Source organism: Duganella sp. S19_KUP01_CR8 (genome assembly GCF_036688705.1).
In the GTDB taxonomy this organism is placed as follows: Bacteria; Pseudomonadota; Gammaproteobacteria; order Burkholderiales; family Burkholderiaceae_D; genus Rugamonas.
This window is the reverse complement of record NZ_JAQQPR010000038.1, coordinates 1-17,424: the sequence shown is the minus strand read 5'-3', so window position 1 is coordinate 17,424 and position 17,424 is coordinate 1. Positions and strand designations below refer to the sequence as shown.

At 66.1% G+C, this 17,424-nt stretch carries 11 protein-coding genes; 6 read left to right on the top strand and 5 right to left on the bottom strand.

Features of this window, described 5'->3' with window-relative positions:
* The first annotated feature begins 70 nt into the window (after positions 1 to 70).
* The gene (locus V6M89_RS27460; protein ID WP_442882006.1) at positions 71 to 1,945 is read left to right on the top strand and encodes an autotransporter assembly complex protein TamA; all 1,875 of its coding nucleotides are present in this window, start codon (positions 71 to 73) and stop codon (positions 1,943 to 1,945) included.
* Positions 1,945 to 6,450 carry a translocation/assembly module TamB domain-containing protein gene (locus V6M89_RS27455; protein WP_332856191.1) on the top strand — a complete coding sequence of 1,502 codons (4,506 nt, stop codon included), beginning with the start codon at positions 1,945 to 1,947 and terminating at the stop codon, positions 6,448 to 6,450. The genes V6M89_RS27460 and V6M89_RS27455 overlap by 1 nt, the downstream gene beginning before the upstream one ends.
* 286 nt (positions 6,451 to 6,736) lie before the next feature.
* Here V6M89_RS27455 and V6M89_RS27450 read toward each other — a convergent pair whose 3' ends face one another.
* Positions 6,737 to 9,196, bottom strand: a complete 2,460-nt coding sequence (locus V6M89_RS27450) for an alpha/beta hydrolase family protein (protein WP_332856190.1) — start codon at positions 9,194 to 9,196, stop codon at positions 6,737 to 6,739.
* 165 nt (positions 9,197 to 9,361) lie between these two features.
* On the opposite strand from V6M89_RS27450, the gene V6M89_RS27445 reads away from it, so the two are divergent.
* On the top strand, positions 9,362 to 9,895 hold the full coding sequence (locus tag V6M89_RS27445; protein WP_332856189.1) for a hypothetical protein: 534 nt from the start codon (positions 9,362 to 9,364) through the stop codon (positions 9,893 to 9,895).
* Between the two features lie 90 nt (positions 9,896 to 9,985).
* On the opposite strand, the gene V6M89_RS27440 is transcribed toward V6M89_RS27445, so the two are convergent.
* A complete protein-coding gene (locus V6M89_RS27440) occupies positions 9,986 to 10,819 on the bottom strand; it encodes an alpha/beta hydrolase (protein ID WP_332856188.1) in 834 nt (277 codons plus the stop codon).
* An 80-nt stretch (positions 10,820 to 10,899) separates the two neighbouring features.
* Here V6M89_RS27440 and V6M89_RS27435 point away from each other — a divergent pair, with 80 nt between their 5' ends.
* From V6M89_RS27435 to V6M89_RS27425, 3 genes are all read left to right on the top strand, one after another.
* The gene (locus V6M89_RS27435) at positions 10,900 to 11,421 is read left to right on the top strand and encodes a DUF2975 domain-containing protein (RefSeq protein ID WP_332856187.1); all 522 of its coding nucleotides are present in this window, start codon (positions 10,900 to 10,902) and stop codon (positions 11,419 to 11,421) included.
* Positions 11,421 to 11,663, top strand: a complete 243-nt coding sequence (locus tag V6M89_RS27430) for a helix-turn-helix domain-containing protein (protein ID WP_332856186.1) — start codon at positions 11,421 to 11,423, stop codon at positions 11,661 to 11,663. Before V6M89_RS27435 ends, V6M89_RS27430 begins: the two co-directional genes overlap by 1 nt.
* A gap of 101 nt (positions 11,664 to 11,764) precedes the next feature.
* The gene (locus V6M89_RS27425) at positions 11,765 to 12,304 is read left to right on the top strand and encodes a hypothetical protein (RefSeq protein ID WP_332856185.1); all 540 of its coding nucleotides are present in this window, start codon (positions 11,765 to 11,767) and stop codon (positions 12,302 to 12,304) included.
* Positions 12,305 to 12,320: 16 nt separating this feature from the next.
* Here the strand turns inward: V6M89_RS27425 and V6M89_RS27420 are convergent, their stop codons facing one another.
* From V6M89_RS27420 to V6M89_RS27410, 3 genes are read right to left on the bottom strand one after another with little or no spacing between them, the layout of a single operon-like run.
* A complete protein-coding gene (locus V6M89_RS27420) occupies positions 12,321 to 15,152 on the bottom strand; it encodes an ATP-binding protein (RefSeq protein WP_332856184.1) in 2,832 nt (943 codons plus the stop codon).
* A 3-nt stretch (positions 15,153 to 15,155) separates the two neighbouring features.
* Positions 15,156 to 15,959 (bottom strand): hypothetical protein, encoded by an 804-nt coding sequence (locus V6M89_RS27415; protein WP_332856183.1) that lies wholly within the window; start codon positions 15,957 to 15,959, stop codon positions 15,156 to 15,158.
* The gene (locus tag V6M89_RS27410; RefSeq protein WP_332856182.1) at positions 15,952 to 17,307 is read right to left on the bottom strand and encodes a hypothetical protein; all 1,356 of its coding nucleotides are present in this window, start codon (positions 17,305 to 17,307) and stop codon (positions 15,952 to 15,954) included. Before V6M89_RS27410 ends, V6M89_RS27415 begins: the two co-directional genes overlap by 8 nt.
* Positions 17,308 to 17,424 lie beyond the last annotated feature (117 nt).

The following is a 17,424-nucleotide window of genomic DNA, read 5'->3' as shown; positions in this document are numbered from 1 at the left end:
CGTTATAAGTACGCCATCTTTTAGGGCAATCCGGTAACATGGCAAGCAGCGTACACCCAGATGGAGTCTCATGTTACCGGCATCACCAGCAAAAATATTGGCAGGATCACGAATTTTGGCACAAGTTGTGACAAAAGTATCCGGCCGCCTCGCCATAGCGGGCATATCGGCCGGAGTGTTGGCCGCCCTCGCGCCGCCGGCCGCCGCCCAGGGCCTGAAATACGACGTCCACATCGACGCCCCCGGCGCGCTGGAGGAACTGCTGGAGCAAAACCTTGACCTGGTGCGCTTTCGCGGCAACGCGCGCATGGACCGCGAACAGCTGGTGCGCCTGGTGCGCGCCGCGCCGGCCCAGGTCAAGACGCTGGTCGCCACCGACGGCTACTACTCGCCGGTGGTCAGCGCCCGCCTCGATCGCGACGGCGAAACGCCCAAGGTCGAGATCAGCGTGCAGCCGGGCGAGCCGGTGCGGGTCGGCGAGATCGACCTGGTGCTGGAGGGCTTCGCGCCCGTGCCCGGCCTGGCCGCCGACAAGCAGTTCGACACCGCCGCGCTGAAGGCCGGCTGGACACTCAAGCAGGGCCAGGTGTTCCGCCAGACCGACTGGGAACAGGCCAAGCGCGGCCTGCTGCGCCAGGTGGTGCAGACGCGCTACCCGCGCGCGCAGCTGACCGACAGCCAGGCCACGGTGGACCCGGACAACCACCTGGCCGCGCTGCGCGTGGTGCTCGACAGCGGCCCGGAGCTGCGCTTCGGCGAACTGCGCATCGAAGGCCTGAAGCGCTACCCGGCCGCCATCATCAGCAACCTGAACCAGATCCATCCCGGCGACTACTACAGCGAGGCCGCGCTGCAAGCCTACCAATCGCGCCTGCAGGACACCGGCTACTTCAGCAGCGTGGAAGTGAGCGCCGACATGGGCGCCATCCTCAACGAACAGCTGGAAGCAGGCGCCGCCACCCCGGCGCAGAACGCCGACGCCGCGATGGCGCCGCTGCCGCTGCTGGTGCGCGTGACCGAGAACAAGCGCCGCAACGTCAGCGCCGGCCTGGGTTTCAGCACCAACACCGGCAACCGCGCCTCGCTGACCTATGACGATTTGTCGGTGTTCGGCCTGCGCATGAAAAGCGCGCTGACGCTGGAGACCAAGAAGCAGACCGCGCGCAGCGACTTTTACTTCCCCACCACGGCGGACGGCTACAACGACAGCTTTGGCGCCTCGTTCGAGCGCAGCGACATTTCGGGCGAAGTCACCAGCGTGGCCAGCGTGGCCGGCAAGCGCGCCTGGGGCACGCCGCTGCTGGAGCGCAGCCTGTCGCTGGAGCTGCTGACCGAGACCAAGACCCTCGACGGCGTCCCATCCAGCACCAGCAAGAGTTTGCCGCTGACGTACGGCGTCACCTGGCGCAAGCTGGACAACCTGCTGTTCCCGACCAAGGGCTACGCGCTCAACGCGCAGCTGGGCGGCGCGCTGCTACCCATCCTGACCGACGAAGCCTTCGTGCGCGGCTATGCGCGCACCGTGTGGTACCGGCCGCTGACCGCCAGCACCAACCTGATACTGCGCGGTGAGCTCGGCGCGCTGGCCTCGCGCGACAAAAACGGCGTGCCGGCCGTGTACCTGTTCCGCGCCGGCGGCGACCAGTCGGTGCGCGGCTACGCCTTCCAGGAGCTGGGCGTGCGCGAAGGCGCTGCGATCACCGGTGGCCGTTACCTGGCCACCGCCAGCGCCGAGTTCCAGTACTGGTTCAAGCCCACCTACGGCATGGCGGTGTTCTACGACGCCGGCAACGCGGGCGACACCTTCAACGCGCTGCATCCGAAATCCGGCTACGGCGCCGGTGGGCGCTGGAAGAGCCCCGTCGGCCCGATCAACGTGGACGTCGCCTACGGCCACGCCGTACGCAAATATCGATTGCACTTCTCGCTGGGATTCACCTTCTGATGGCTGACAACAAAAACAATCCGCCACCGGACGCGCCGGACGCCGCTGCAGCGATCCCACGTCGCCGCTGGCCGCAACGCGTGCTGATTTCGCTGGCTGTGCTGGTGGCCCTGCTGGCCGGCGCCTTCTGGCTGCTGGGCCGCGAATCGACCTTGCAGCAGCTGGTGCAGCGCATCGCCAACGCCAGCGGCGGGCAGGTCACCGTCACCGGCGTGAGCGGATCGCTGTACCACCGCATGCACATCGGACGGCTGGTCTACCGCAGCAAGGACAGCGTCATCACGGCGGATAACATCGACATCAACTGGTCGCCGCTGCAGTATTTTTCGGAAGGCCTGTCCATCAGCGAGCTGCATGTGGCCGCGCTGACGGTGCAGAGCCTTGGCCCGTCCGAACCGGCCAAGATGCCTGAGTCGCTGGCCGCGCCGTTCCGCCTCAACCTGTCCGACGCGCGGCTCGACAAGCTGACGCTGACCAGCGCCACCGGCAGCAATGTCATTGAACGCCTGCGCTTCAAGCTGTCCGGCGACAAAAGCAGCTGGCACCTGGAAGACGCCAGCGCACACACTGCTTTCGGCGACGCCCGGGCCGACCTGACGATAGCCGCCAACAAGCCGTTCGCGCTGCAAGGCAAGGCATCGCTGGCGCAAGCTCCCGGTACCGGTGCTGCGCAACTGTCGCTGCAAGCCGGCGGCAACCTGGCGCTGCTGACATTGAAGGCGCAGGGCAGCGCCAATGGCGCCAGCGGCAACGCCAATCTGGCGCTGGCGCCGTTCGATCCCATTATCCTGCGCACACTGGACCTGAACGCCAGCGATCTCAATCCGGCCGGCTTCAATCCCGGCTGGCCGCAGGCGAAGTTCAGCCTCAAGGCCAGCGCCGCCATCACGGCGGACCAGAAACTGTCCGGCCAATTCGCCCTGCTGAACCAGGACAAGGCCGCCCCGCTCGACCAGCAAGGCCTGCCCCTGCAAGCCTTCAGCGGCAAGCTGGCCGGCACGCTGACTGCCTCCACGCTGGAAAGCGTGCTGCTCGACCTGGGCGCGGCGGGACGCTTCACCGGCGGCGGCCACGTCAAGCGCAGCGGCCCGGAAGCCGGCATCGACGCCGCGCAGTTCACGCTGCACACCGACCGTTTCGACCTGAAGAACATCCACAGCAGCATCAACAAAACCAGCGTCGCCGGCGACATCACGCTGGCCAGCACGCCCACCAAACAGACGTTGGACGCCAGGCTGTCGCAGGACGGCCTGCGCCTCGACCTGCAAGCCACGCTGGCGGACGCCGTGCTGCAACTGCAGCAGGCGCGCCTGCTGGCGAAGAAAGGCAGCATCACCGCCACCGGCCAGGCCAGCCTGAAAGACAAGCAGGAGTTCAGCGCCAAACTGCGCGCCGAGCACTTCGACCCGTCCGCGCTGGGCGCCGGCTATCCGATCGCCGACCTCAATGCCGACATCAACGCCAGCGGCCACGTCGTCCCGGCATGGCAGGTCGCCGCAAGCTTCGACCTGAAGGCCAGCAAACTGGCGGGCCAAACCCTGTCCGGCAACGGCAAGCTGAATGCCGACGCAAAACACATCAGCGGCGTCGACGCCCACCTGGCGATGGCGCAGAACACCGCCGACATCAGCGGCAGCTTCGGCGCGCCGGGCGAACAACTGCGCTGGAAGATCGACGCCCGCCAATTGTCGGCGGTGGCCAGCGACTTGATCGGCGCCGTCAGCGCCAGCGGCATCGTCAGCGGCAGCATGGAAGCGCCGCGCACCACCTTCGAAGCCGACGTCAAGGGCCTGGGCCTGGCCTCCGCCAAACGCCCGGCGCCCGATAGCCTGATCCACGCCGCCGGCGACATCGCACTGGCCGGGGCGAAGAAAACGCCCGAGCTGAAAATGAACGGAGCCATACAGCGCCTGAATCCCGCCGCATTCGGTGCGGCGCAGGCGGGTTCCGTCAACGCCACCTTCACGGCCGATGCGCGGCTGGCGAGCGACTGGCGCGCAGGCCTGAACCTGACACTGCAACCATCAACCTTCGCCAACGCCCCCTTGAGCGGTTATGCGAAACTGAACGCCGACAAGAACAGCATCAGCAACGCCGACATCGACCTGAAGCTGGCCGCCAACAGCCTGCAAGCCAAGGGCAGTTTCGGCAGCGCGCTCGACAAGCTGGAATGGAAGCTCAACGCGCCGCAACTGGCCGCGCTGGGTCCGCAGTTCGCCGGCGCGCTGCGCGCCAGCGGCACCCTGTCCGGCACCGGCGCCAAGCCGGCGCTGGCCCTCACGCTGGACGGCGCCAACCTGCGCGCCCCGGGCCAGCAGCAGATCGGCACGATACGCGGCAGCGCCACGCTGGGCAGCACCATTGCCATGACGGCCAGCGCCGCAACAGCGACCACGCCGGGAACGCCAGCCAAGCGCGGCGCGGCAGCACGCGGCGCCGCCGAAACCGACACCTACGCCGACGTCCCACTGGTCAGCGACATCGAGATCACCCGCTACGTCTCCCCTGCCCTGACGCTGGACAAGGCGCGCCTGCAAACCAGCGGCACCCGCAGCAGCCACACGCTGCAAGTCAGCGCCAGCAACGCCGACTTCGACGCCGCCGTGCGCGTCAAAGGCGGCTGGGCCAACGACAGCTGGACCGGCGCCATCGACACCCTGCAAAACCGCGGCCGCTTCGCCCTGACGCTGGCCGCGCCGGCGCCGCTGAAGCTGACCGCCCCCGCCGGCAGCGGCGTGGCCGGCCTGCTGCACCCGGAGCAGATCGCCTTGGGCAGCGCCACCATCAAGCTCCCCGACGGCAGCATCCGCATCGACAGCCTGGAAAAAACCGGCCCCGCCTGGCGCAGCAAAGGCCTCGCCGCCGGCGTGCCGGTCAACTACCTGGCCCAGCTCTCCGACGCCTGGCGCGACAACGTCCGCAGCAACATGACCATCGGCGCGGAATGGAGCATGAACCTGCAAGCGGCCAGCAAGGGCAACCCGCCGGTCCTCGGCGGCATGCTGCACGTGTACCGCGAACAGGGCGACCTGACCATCACCGGCGCCGACCTGCCGCAGCCGCTCGGCCTGCGCACGCTGGACGGCCGCGTCGACGTCAACGACGGCACCCTGCACCTGCAACTGAACCTGGACGGCACCCGCGCCGGCCAGGCCCGCATCGACGCCACCGCGCAGCTGCAGGAAGGCCGCCTGGCCGAGAGCAGCGCCATCACGCTGAACGGCAACGCCAATATGGGCTCGCTGGCCTGGCTGGCGCCATTGGCCGGCCAACCGGGACTGGAAATCGACGGCGCCCTGAAGCTGGCCGTCAGCGGCAGCGGCACCCTGGGCGCGCCGCAGCTGAACGGCGACATCAGCGGCGACAAGCTGGTGCTGAACTGGGTCGACCAGGGCATCAAGCTGCGCAACGGCCAGTTGCAGGCGCGCCTCTCCGGCGACCAGCTGCAACTGCAAAAGCTGGCCTTCGACGGCGCCGAGGGCCACGCCCAGGCCGACGGCTGGATACGTTACGCCGGCAACGAAGCCACCATGAACCTCAAGCTCGGCGCCGACAAGCTGGAAGTGCTGGCGCGGCCCGACCGCATCCTGGTCATCAGCGGCCAGAGCACGCTGATACGCGACGCCAAGCGCTTCCAGCTGGACGGCAAGTTCCGCGCCGACCGCGCCAACATCGAACTGGCCGGCGAAAACACGCCGACGCTGAGCGACGACGTGGTCATCATCGGCAAGGGCACGGCCCCGGTCAAAACGCCGCAAGGCCAGCCGCTCAACATCGACCTCGAGGCCGACCTGGGCGACGCCTTCAAACTGAAAGGCAAAGGCCTGGACGCGCAACTGGCGGGCACGGTGCGCATCCGCGTGGCGGACCGCCGGCCGCCGCGCGTCACCGGCAGCATCCGGGTGGAAAGCGGCACCTATGCGGCCTACGGACAAAAACTGGCGATCGACCGTGGCGTGATCAACTTCACCGGCGCCTACGACAACCCCGGCCTGAACATCCTGGCGGTGCGCCGTGGGCCGGAAGGCGAAGCGCTCAGCGAAACCAATGTGGAAGCGGGCGTGGAAGTGCGCGGCACGGCGCTGGCGCCGGTGGCCAAGCTGGTGTCCACGCCGGCCGTGTCGGACAGCGACAAGCTGGCCTGGCTGGTGCTGGGCCACGGCATCGACAACACCGGCGGCAACGACATGGCGCTGCTCAGCGCTGCGGCGGGCGCGCTGTTCGGCGGAGGCCAGGGCAAGCTGGCCAATGCATTGGGAGTGGATGAACTGGGCGTGAGCCAGGCCGCCGGCACGGCGGCCGGCGCGGCGACCGGTTTGCAGACCACGGTGGTCACGGTGGGCAAGCGCCTGTCGTCGCGCGCTTACCTGAGCTTTGAACAGGGCGCGGGCACGGCGACCAGCCTGGTCAAGCTCAAATACAAGCTGAACCCGCGCATCTCGCTGCAATTCCAGACCGGCACCAACAACGCGCTGGACGTGCTCTACACCTGGGCCTTTGACTAAGTCATTCCCGCGCAGGCGGGAATCCATACGACGCCTTAGAGCACGGGAAGCATGGGTTCCCGCCTGCGCGGGAATGACCGGGGCTAGCTCGGATTGTGGTCCGGCACCGGGTCGTCCTGCGGCACGGGATGGGGGATGGCCGGCGGCGCCGGATCATCCACCGGTACGGGATCGGGGGCGCGGTGAGTGTTGTGCATGGTCGGTACTCCTTGAGCTGACACGTGCCACCATTTTACCCCGACGGCTTCGGCATGGGGTCAGACCCCGTACGGGGTCTGACCCCGCTCTACCGGGGTTGGGCGTGCTTGACGTATTTATCCAGCCACGCATTGGTTTCGTACAGCATGTGCAGGATCGACTCGCGCGCGCGGTAGGCGTGCGATTCGTTCGGCAGCATCACCAGCCGCGCCGTACCGCCCAGCCCTTTGATGGCCTGGAACATGCGCTCGCTCTGCAAGGGGAAGGTGCCGGTGTTGCTGTCCTCGGCGCCGTGGATCAGCAGCATCGCATCCTTGATCTTGTCGGCGTTATTAAACGGCGACATGGCCTGATACACCTCCTGCGCCTGCCAGAACGGCCGCTCCTCGGACTGGAAGCCGAACGGCGTCAGCGTGCGGTTGTAGGCGCCGCTGCGCGCTATCCCGGCGCGGAACAAACGCGTGTGCGCCAGCAGGTTGCCGGTCATGAAAGCGCCATACGAATGGCCGCCGATGGCGATGCGGTGGCGGTCGGCCACGCCGCGCCGCACCACCTCGTCCACCGCCGCCTGCGCGTCCGCCACCAGCTGCGGCAGATAGCTGTCGTTCGGTTCCTCTTCGCCGGCGCCGATGATGGGAAAGGATGGATTGTCCAGCACCGCGTACCCCATCGCCAGGAAGGCCGCCGGCCCCCAGTAGCTGACCGCATTGAAACGGTAGGGCGAACCGGTGGTCTGGCTGGCCGCGCCGGCCGATTTGAATTCCTGCGGATAGGCCCACATCAACAGCGGCAAGGGGCCGTCGCGGCCGGCGTCGTACCCGGACGGCAGCATCAGCGTGGCCGTCAGCTCGACGCCGTCGTGGCGCGGATAGCGGATCTGCTCCTTGTGCACATCCTTCAGCTGCGGGGTCGGATGCGGATAATTGGTCAGCGCGGTCAGCTGCGCATCGACCGGCTTGGTCAGGTCGCGCAGGTAGTAGTTGGGCCGCTCGGTCGGCGATTCGCGCGTCGTCAGCAGCAGCGTGCCTTCGTCGTTGAGCACCGCCGCCACATTCTCGAAATACGGCGCGGCGCTCTGGAACAAGCGCACCTTCTGCCTGGTGGTCAGGCTCAGACGGTCGATGAAGGGACGGTCGCCTTCCGGCGTGGCGCCGGCGCCGTCCAGCAACACCGTGGTGCCGGGGCCGATCAGCAGGCGCGGGAAGCCGCTGGCGTCGGCCCGCATCACCGGCGAGCCGGGACTGTTGTAGCGGTCCTCGTACGAACCGGCGTAGATCAGCTCCGGCGGCGCGGACAGGTGTTCGGGCTCGATCATCCACTGCTTGTAGTCGCGCGTCTTGTGCCAGCGTTCGTTGATCAGCGCGACATCGCCGCGCCCCCAGGCGATGCCGGCGTAGCGCATCGTCAGCCGCGCCAGCACCAGCGGAGGTTCGCGGAACGGCGCCGCGTGCATGTAGACCATGTCGCGGATGTTGTCGATCACCGGACGCGCCGGATCGCCGCCGTCCTGCGCCTCGGCCCACACCAGCGTGGCTGGCACGTCGGCCCGCCACGACACATGGCGCACGCCTTCGGACACCGCGTCATTCCCCTGCGGCAGGCCTTCTTCCAGCGGCAGCGTGGTCACCGTGTGCAGCACGTCGCCATTCAGGTCGCGCACGTCGACCCGCTCGCCGAAGCTCGATGCCGGCACGATGTAGGAGTAAGGCCGCGTCACGCTTTGCGTCAGCAGGTACTGGCCGCCCGGCGCGATCGAGGTGCGCGAGAACTGCCCCGGCGCGCCTATCATGCGCGGCTTGCCGTGCAGGTCCAGCAGCACCATCTGCACCGTGATGTAGTACTCGAACAGGCGCGCGTCGTCCTCGTTCTTCAGCAGATCCTGATAGGTGCGCAGCTGGCGCGCGGCGCCACCTGGTTCGCTGTCCTGCTGGATCGGGCCGGTGGGCACGCCGTCCGACTGCGGCGCCTTGCCAATACCGGCCGGACGCCAATGCGCCAGCAGGCCGCTGCTGTCCGGCAGCCAGTTGAAGCCGCGCGTGAGCACCGCCGACAAAGGTTGCGCCGACAGCCGCGAGGCCTTGCGCTTGGCGATATCCACCAGCCAAAGCTCCACCGCGCCGCGCTCGCCCTTGTAGGCCACGTGCGAGAACGCCAGGTAGCGCTGGTCCGGCGACCAGGCCAGGTCCGCCAGCCGCAGCGCGCGCGGCAGGCCGCGGATACGGCTTTCCTTTTGCGTGGCAATGTCGAGCAGACCGAGGTCGGTGCCGAAGGAGAAACGGGAGGAGGAACAGGTGCGAGGGTTGATGCGCAGGCCGGCCAGCTTGAGCTCCGGCTGCGCCACTTCGGCGATGCCCGGCAGCGGCGGCGTTTGCACCACGGCGACCAGGTTGCGCTGGGGGCTCAGGCTGAGCGCCGGCGCGCGCGGCGCGTCGACAATGTCCAGCAAGGCGGAAGGCGGCAGGCGGTAACCACCCTCCTGCGCGCCGGCCTGCGGCGAGGCGGCCATCAATCCCAGATTCAGGGGCAGCAAGGTTAACGGTTTGTTCATGGATATCCTTTCGGTCCAGAAGCGAGGCTGCTGCGGTTCAGTTTGCTTATGCTATCCGGGATTGTCAATCACTGCCGGATAATGCGTGACAATCTGTAACGCTGTGGCGGGACGGCCGGTTGGCGTACAATCGCGGTTCTTCGAATCACGCCGTTGGAATCGCTTATGGATATGCCTACTATCGTCTTGTTGCTGCTGGTGCCGCTGGCCATCTGGCGCATCTACTCGCGCCTGAAACGCATGATGGGCCGCAACAAATCCGAAATATGGCGCCACGCCACCTACGCGGCGGTAGCGGGCGTGACGCTGGCCGTGCTGGCCGTGGTCCTGATCGGAAAATGGCAGGCGCTGGCCGCGCTGCTGGTCGGCGCCGTCGTCGGCGCCGCGCTGGGCCACCGCAACATGAAACTGACCCGCCTGCAAAACACGGCCGAAGGCTTCTTCTACACGCAGAACCGCCGTTTCGGCCTGCTGGTGACGATGCTGTTCTTCGGCCGCCTGATCTACCGCCTGTTCGAAGCCTACCTGCACATGCACGACCATCTGCCGCTGGACCCGGACTTCATCGGCAATCCACTGTCGTCCGTGGTGTTTGGCTTGACCGCCGGCTTCTGGGGTTGCTACCACCTGATGCTGCTGCGCTGGCGCCGCAGCGTGAAGCCGGTGCCGCGCCCGATCGATATCTTCGATATCAAGTGAAATACCCCGCATGCTTAAGCGATACGCATGCGGCGCCACTTAGGGGTCAGACCCCGAACGGGGTCTGACCCCGCTTGGCCGTGCGGGGTACTACCGCGCCGCCAGCTGCTGCACGAACTCGCAGTAGGCCGGCTGCACCGCGGCGCTGGACAGCACGCCATTGTGGCCGGCGTCCGGCACCATCACCATGCGCTTGGATTGCGTCGGCAGGGCGTCGTAGACCTGGCGCGCCAGGCGTGGCGGCGTGACCTTGTCGTCGCTGCCCTCCAGCACCAGCGCCGGCCCGGCGAAGCCCGAAGCCGCCACCACGTTGTCTATCCCCTTCAGCGACTCGCTCACCTCCACCCGCACGAACGGCCACGCATACCAGGGCAGCATATTGTTGGCCCAGTCGCGCGCATTGGTGGTGGTCGATTCCAGTATCAGCCCGCGCACGGCCGGCCGCTGCTGCGCCACGTAGGCGGCGATGAAGCTGCCCAGCGACTGTCCATGCACGATCACCCTACCCGGCACCCGGGCGTTGACCAGGTCGAACTCGCGCAGCGCGTCGGCCTTCATGGTGGCGATGGTCGGCACGCCGGTGCTGCGGCCGTAGCCGCGATAATCGATCATCACCACGTCCGCGCGGCACGGGCCGACGGCGGCCAGCACATGGTCGCCATGTTCGTCCAGATGGAAGCCGTTGCCGCCGAAGTACAGCACCGTCAGCGCATTACCGTCGCCGCTGGCGCTCACACCATTAAGTTGCGCATCGTCCGCCGCCAGCGACACCGGCGCCAGTTTGTAGGCAGCCGTACCGGCGTCGCCGACCTGGCCCGCAGGCCTGGCCTCGCCCTTGCGGTCGGGACGCACCACGCTGCCCTCGCCGATCTGCACCGCGCACCCCGACAACATCGCCACCATTAGTACCAATATGAGTTTCATGATTATCTCCAGTGAATGTACAATATATAACAACAAAGTTTTAATGTAAAACGATAATTTTTTACTGTATTACGATAAATATGAAAATCACCCTGATCCGCGCGCTGCTGTGGTTGTGCGTTGCCGTGCAAGCGGCCTTCTTCGTGCTGGCCTGGACCACCTACGCGCCCAGCATCGGCTCCATGGTCATCGACATGACCGCCATCGGCATGCCCTTCGGCGCCAAGCTGGCGCTGACGCCGGCCCAGCGCGCGATCGGCGCGGCCCTGGCGCTGCCCATCACGCTGGTGCTGTTCTATGGACTGTGGCGGCTGGACCGGCTGCTGCTCAACTTCCGCCGCCAGGATCTGTTCACGGCGCAGTCGATCGGCCACCTGCGGGCCTTCGCCGGCGCCACCCTGCTTTCGACGCTGCTGTCCATCCTCGAACTGCCGGTGCGCACGCTGGCGCTGCGCATGACCGGCAACGGCGACCAGCACTTCGCCATCGGCGTCAATTCCGAGCAGCTGATGCTGATACTGGTGTGCGGCATGTTCTACCTGATCACGCGGTTGATGCAGGAAGGCCGCCGCCTGCGCGAAGAGAACGAGGGCTTTGTCTGATGGCGATCCTGATCAACCTCGATCTGATGCTGGCCAAGCGCAAGGTCAAGTCGCGCGAATTGGCGGCCTATGTCGGCATCACCGAGCAGAATCTGTCGCTGCTCAAATCCGGCAAGGTGAAGGGCATGCGCTTTTCCACGCTGGAGAAGATCTGCGAACGGCTGGCCTGCCAGCCCGGCGACATCCTGACCTGGGTGCAGGACGAAGGAGAGACCGGCAGCGACACAGGCGAGCTCTTATAGAGCGACGTCTTTTTAACGACAGTGCTATCGTATTTCCTGCGGTGTGGAGAACGTTTGGTGGTATTCTGAGAGTATCCACAGAGCAACTAATCTGCACTTTCATGAATACTTCGATTTACGACAAGACCGCCAAGGGCCGGGACGAGATCGCGACGCGCAAGTACCAGCTCGCGCCACGTCTCCGCAGCCTGCTGGTATTGATCGACGGCCGTCGTAGTGAAGAAGAATTGCTGCGGAATGTAGCGGGGTTGGGACTCACCATAGCCGCCCTGAACGAACTGCTGGAAGGAGAATTCATCGTGTTATCAACCAGCTATGCAACGATGGCGGTGGCGCCGGTCGCGAATCTCGCGCCGCCCACGCCAGTGCCGGCGCCCGTAGCCCCGGCCCCGGTGGCGGTCGCACAGGCCAGTCAATTCAAGGCGCTGTACGAGTTTTATAACAAGACCATCAAGAGCACGATAGGCCTGCGCGGCTTCACCTTGCAGCTGAAGGTGGAAAAAGCCAGCTCCGTCGAAGAGCTGCGCGAGCTGCGCCTCCCCTATCTGGACGCGGTGCAAAGAGCCAAGGGCAACTTCGCCGCCGCCACCCTCGCCGAACAGCTGGACCAGCTGCTCGACGACCGCCCGGCCCAAGCCTGAGCGCGAACGGTCAGACTCAGGCCACCTTCGCCGCTTCCACCGGACGGCGTTGCAGCACGAAGATAGGCTGCGCCCACTCCGTGTCCTTCTTCTTTTTGCTCGTGATGAGCGTCAGCTCCGAAGGATCGTAAACGTCGGTGTTGTGCGTCAGCGGCGTCGTCATCAGGTACTGCGCGTCGGTGTTCTTCAGGAACTCGCCGACCAGCTGGATGTTACGGATATCCAGGTGGGCAAACGGTTCGTCGATGAACACAAAGCCGCCGGAACCTTCTTCCGACTTCAGCAAACCAATCAGCAGCACCAGCGATTTCATCACCTGCTGGCCGCCGGACGCTTCGCCGTCGTTCATGCCGATGATGCCCTTGCCGTCGAACTTGAAACGAACGTGCAGGCCGGCCTGCGACAGCAGCGTATCGTCGTTCTCCAGGCGCACCGGATCGGAATGCACCTCGATGCCCGCCAGCTCGCCCAGCTCCTTGATGTTCTTGGAGTAGGTCTTGATGGTGTAGCGCAGCCGCTCCATGTAGGCGCCGCGCGCGTTGCCGGTGGCCTCGATGGCGCGGTTGTTCTGGTAGCGGCGCTCTTCGGTCTCCGACTGGCGGCCATGCAGCTGGTCGTTCAGGCGCTGGTACTGGTCGATCACGGTGGCGTCCAGTTCCCAGTCGCTGCGGGCCAGGCTGGCTTCGAGCGAATGGACGCGCAACACCACCTGGTGCGAGTTCTGATGTTCGCTGACCAGGCCTGCACGGCGCGCCGGACGACGCCAGCTCTTCGGCAGGTGTCGCCAGGCCTTGCGCAGCGTGAGCAAGGCGCGCGCGTGGTCGGAGCGCTGTTCGATCTGGCGCTTGTTGTTCAGGCGCAGACCGGCTTCCGATTCCGACAGTGCAAAGCGCGCGTTCTGCCACGTCGTGTCGGCGCGGGTGCGCGTGACGACGGCGTTCTTGATCAGCGTTTGCAGCTCGCCCAGGCGGGTGCCGACTTCGGTGCGTTCTTCCTTCAACGGCACGGCGTTGCGCGCCGCCTCGTCGAATTCCTCCTGGCGCGCGGCCAGTTCCTTGGCGGCGTCCACACCGGCCAGGCGCGATTTCAGCGAGCTGATTTCGGTCGCCAGCTTGGACACGATCAGGGTCAGTCCATCTTCCTGCGCTTCCAGCGCCGGCAGCGATTTCTGGATCGCTTCCATACGCTGGGTGCGGCCGGCGGAGCCGAAGCGGTAGCGCGAAGCTTCCACGAACAGCGAGCGGCCGCCGCGGCGTTCGCGGTGGTAGGCGTCCGGCGTGATCCACTCGTCGTGGCTGCCCAGCTTGGCGCCGGCATCCACGGTGTCCACGCGGGTGATGCGAGACAGCTGCTCCACCAGCCACGAAGGCACCTTGGCCGAGAACTTCACCACCGACATCAGCGAGTCGTCCTTGACCGTCGGCGCGTGCACCAGGTCCGGCACGATGAAGTGGCGATAGCGCTCCTTCTCCGCCAGGCGGTACGCGGCCGAAGCATCGGACGATTTATCCAGCAGCACCACGGAGGCATAGCCACCCAGCACGCCTTCGATCGCGCCCTGCCAGCGCGCGTCCGTCACCTCGACGATGTCGGACAGCATGGCGTGGCTGATGCCGGCGTCGTTCAGCGCGCGGCGCATGCCGCGTTGCGCTTCCGGTTCCGGCATCGCGGTCTTGCCCTGCAAGGCGGCGATGGTCGACAGTTCGCCGGCGATCTTGGTGGCGACGGCGTCGCGCGCCATGCGCTGACGCGCCAGTTCGACTTCTTTTTCCTGCAACTGCTGCGCCACCGCGGCCAGGTCGCCGCCGGCGTCGTCGGCCAGCTTTTGCAGGCGGACCTTCTGTTCCAGCAGGCTGTCCAACGGCTTCAGTTTGCCGTTGATCTGATTCAGGCGGCTTTGCAGCGCGGTCGATTCCTGCTCCAGCACCGTCTCGTGCTGCTGCGCGTCGGTCAGCGCCTTGGCTTGCGCGGCCAGCGCGTTGCGTTTGTCGGTCAGCTGCTGGTCGGCCTGCATCAGCGGCTTGCGGGCATCGCGCAACTGGCGGCTGATGTTGGCGTGCTTCTCGCGCGCTTCGTGGTACTCCAGCGTCGGCAGTACTTCTTCCTGCAGGTTGCGGCGTTCCTTGTTCAGGTCTTCCCACTGGTGGTAATTGGCCACGCGCAGGCGCAGGCCCTCCAGGTTGGTCTTGGAGGCTTCCAGTTCCGACTCGAAGCGTTTCAGTTCGACTTCGGTGTCGCGCTGGTGGCGCTTGGCTTCGTCGTAGGCGTCCAGCACTTCCTTGTCGCCGAAGACCTGGAACACCAGGTCCAGCAACTGGCGCGGCGCGTATTCGCACAGCTTGTCGGTTTCGCCCTGCTCAAGCGCCAGCACTTTCGCCATCGCCGGCGACAGGCCGGCGTTGGCGAGGCGCTTGCGGTAATTCTCGACGCCGAGCCAGTCGTTGCCGGCTTCGCCGATGTCTTCGATCTGCACGTTACCGGGACGCATAAGGTACTGGCGCTTCCAGTCGCCGCCGTTTTTCTGGATCTGGCAGAACAGCGTGACTTCGTCGTCGCTGAAGAAGCCGGAGCTGCGGAACGGACGGTTGGACAGCTGCTTGCCGACGTTCTTGTTGTCCACCACGGCGCGCAGCCAGGCGGTCTGCTGGCCGCTGTGGCGGGCGTAGTGCTTGTAGGTGCGGCCCATCGAGCAATCGAGGCCGAACAGCGTGCGCAGGGCGTCCAGCAAGGTGGTCTTGCCGGAGCCGTTCTGGCCCGCGATGGTGATGATCTTGGCGTCCAGCGGGATGTTCTTGATGCGCTGCCAGTAATCCCAGTGGACCAGTTCTAACGATTTAATGTGAAACATGGCTTAGTCCTTGGCTGGAAGTTCGGTGTCGATCGATTCGGGCAGCGGCGCCGGCGGCGGCGCTTCGAATGCCGGGATGATCTCTTCCTCGGCGGGCGCGTCTTCCGGCGCAGGTTCTTCCAGCGGCGCCTCGTCGTTGGCGGCGACCGGCGGCGCGCTGCGCGGCACCGGGATGATCTGCGCCGGCGAGCGTTTGAACACGTCGGCCAGCGCGCCGTTGATGATGCGCTCTTTCAGCTGGTCGGTATCCATCATCAGGTCCAGCAGCGGGCCTTCGACGATGATGTCGCCACGGCGCTCGATGAAGCCCAGCTTGGCCAAAATACCGAGGTTCATGTCCAGGCGGGTCTTCTTGCCCAGCTTGTCGCCGAAGTCGGCCAGCAGCGCCTTGTAGGCGATGCCGATCGAGGTGTCTTCCGCGCGCGGCAGCGGCTTCTCGACGCCGAACATATCGTTCTGGTCGTCGTCCGCGTGCTGGTGGGTCTCCTGGCGTTCGCGCTTGGGCAGGATGATCTGCGCCCACAGCACCACCAGCAGGGCCACGCCGTCACGCGACAGGCCGAAGTTATTGTTCTGCCAGACGTCGCGGGCGCCGAAGATCTTCGGCTCGATGGCGCGGTGCAGCGCGATCGTCACGTGGTCGGCGTAGACGTTGTCCAGCAGTTTGAGGCCGGTGGCCAGCAAACGCGCGTCGACTTCGGCGCGGAACAATTCGTCCGACAGCACGCGCTTGACCAGTTTATCGTCGCGGCGCAGGGTTTGATGCGTCAGCAGGCGCGCGATCAGGATTTGGGAATCGTCATTCATCTGACTTGTCGCCTTCCGTATTCAAAGACAGTGAGAGGGAGGCCAGGGACATCGCCGCCACGTGCAAATCGGGCAGCTGTATCATTTCGTCGGTCGGGGTGAAGGTCACCGGCAGGCGCGCCAGTTCGGCGGTGGCGCCTTGCAGGCGGGCCTCGTCGGCGTCGCCCAACAACGGCAGCAGCGAGGCGCGGTAGGAGGCCACGGCGAACGACGCCGGCAACAGCGAATCCTGCACCGGGATCGATTTCGGGCCTTCGTCGGCGATGCTGGGGAAGTTGCCCAGCGCGGCGAAGTCGGACAAGCGCGCCAGCCAGTCGTCCAGCTCGCGCTGCATCTGCGGGCCGTCGCTGATGGTGGTCGGGGCGTCGGTGCCGGCCGGCAGGCCGCCGGAGACGGCGCTGGCGACGCGATCCTGCAGCAGTTCGGTCTCGGCGACGTCGATCATCTCGGCCGGGGTGATAAACAGCGGAACCACCGGCTGGTCGATCGCGCCTTCGGCCAGCGAGGCCAGGTCTTCGTGCAGCAGCAGCCAGCGCTTGATGTCGGTGGTGGACAGGCCGGACTGGCCCAGGTGCACCCGCTGACGTTCGATCTGGTTCAGCGCGCGCGAGAACATGCCCTGCATATTGAGCAGCGCCGATTGCGCGCGGCCGATGGCCTGCGCCGCCTTGTGCGTGGCGCCGTCGGCGTTTTCGTCGGACAGGATGGCGCGCAGGATCTCGGAGCCCTTCTCCACCCAGTCGCAGGCGGTGTGCCACTTGGCTTGCGAAGCGCGCAGGCGGAACTCGGAACCGGAGGCGATGGCGTCGGAGAATTCTTCGGTCAGGTCGACCAGGCGGCCCAGCAGGTGATTCAGCTGGTCGACGGTGACGCCGCCCATCACCTGGGCGCCGGCCACCTGCGACAGCAGGAAGCCCATGTCGGCGTTGTCCTCGTCCTTGCCCAGCGCCAGCAGGCCGTCGATGGCCGACAGCACGTTGCGCGCCATCGGCGTGACGCGGTAGACGGCTTGTTGCGCGTCCCAGGCCAGCAGCTGGTTGGTGCGCAGGCGCATCAGCACCGTTTCCAGCGACTCGGGCAGCAGGTAGGCCAGGCGGGTGTTGATGTCGGCGCGCGAGAAGGTGGACGAGGCGGCGTCCGAGGCCAGCTCGCGCAGCACCAGCAGGCGCACCAGCACACCGTCAAAACCGCCGTGGAACAGCGCCGTGAATACCTGCAGCAGCGGCTGCGCGCGTTTCAGCTGGTAGACCTGCTCGATCTCGTCGGCCGAAAAATTCGGCTGGAAGTGGGCTTGCAGGCTGTCCTGCTGCTGTTGCTGATCCAGCTCACTTGTTATAATTTCTATCATTCTTTGCCATTCTGTACGCATCGCAACGACTGGATTGCGGGGGCGTCAGTATAACAGCCACCCGGGGTCAGGTCCCCCATTTGTGCACGAGCTCTGCTGTAGCGACAACTACAGCAG

Coding starts and splice junctions, on each gene's coding strand:
- V6M89_RS27415 (WP_332856183.1), bottom strand. CDS start 15,959: ATGAATGACGATTCCCAAATCCTGATCGCGCGCCTGCTGACGCATCAA.
- V6M89_RS27425 (WP_332856185.1), top strand. CDS start 11,765: ATGAATACTTCGATTTACGACAAGACCGCCAAGGGCCGGGACGAGATC.
- V6M89_RS27445 (WP_332856189.1), top strand. CDS start 9,362: ATGGATATGCCTACTATCGTCTTGTTGCTGCTGGTGCCGCTGGCCATC.
- V6M89_RS27440 (WP_332856188.1), bottom strand. CDS start 10,819: ATGAAACTCATATTGGTACTAATGGTGGCGATGTTGTCGGGGTGCGCG.
- V6M89_RS27420 (WP_332856184.1), bottom strand. CDS start 15,152: ATGTTTCACATTAAATCGTTAGAACTGGTCCACTGGGATTACTGGCAG.
- V6M89_RS27430 (WP_332856186.1), top strand. CDS start 11,421: ATGGCGATCCTGATCAACCTCGATCTGATGCTGGCCAAGCGCAAGGTC.
- V6M89_RS27460 (WP_442882006.1), top strand. CDS start 71: ATGTTACCGGCATCACCAGCAAAAATATTGGCAGGATCACGAATTTTG.
- V6M89_RS27455 (WP_332856191.1), top strand. CDS start 1,945: ATGGCTGACAACAAAAACAATCCGCCACCGGACGCGCCGGACGCCGCT.
- V6M89_RS27410 (WP_332856182.1), bottom strand. CDS start 17,307: ATGATAGAAATTATAACAAGTGAGCTGGATCAGCAACAGCAGCAGGAC.
- V6M89_RS27450 (WP_332856190.1), bottom strand. CDS start 9,196: ATGAACAAACCGTTAACCTTGCTGCCCCTGAATCTGGGATTGATGGCC.
- V6M89_RS27435 (WP_332856187.1), top strand. CDS start 10,900: ATGAAAATCACCCTGATCCGCGCGCTGCTGTGGTTGTGCGTTGCCGTG.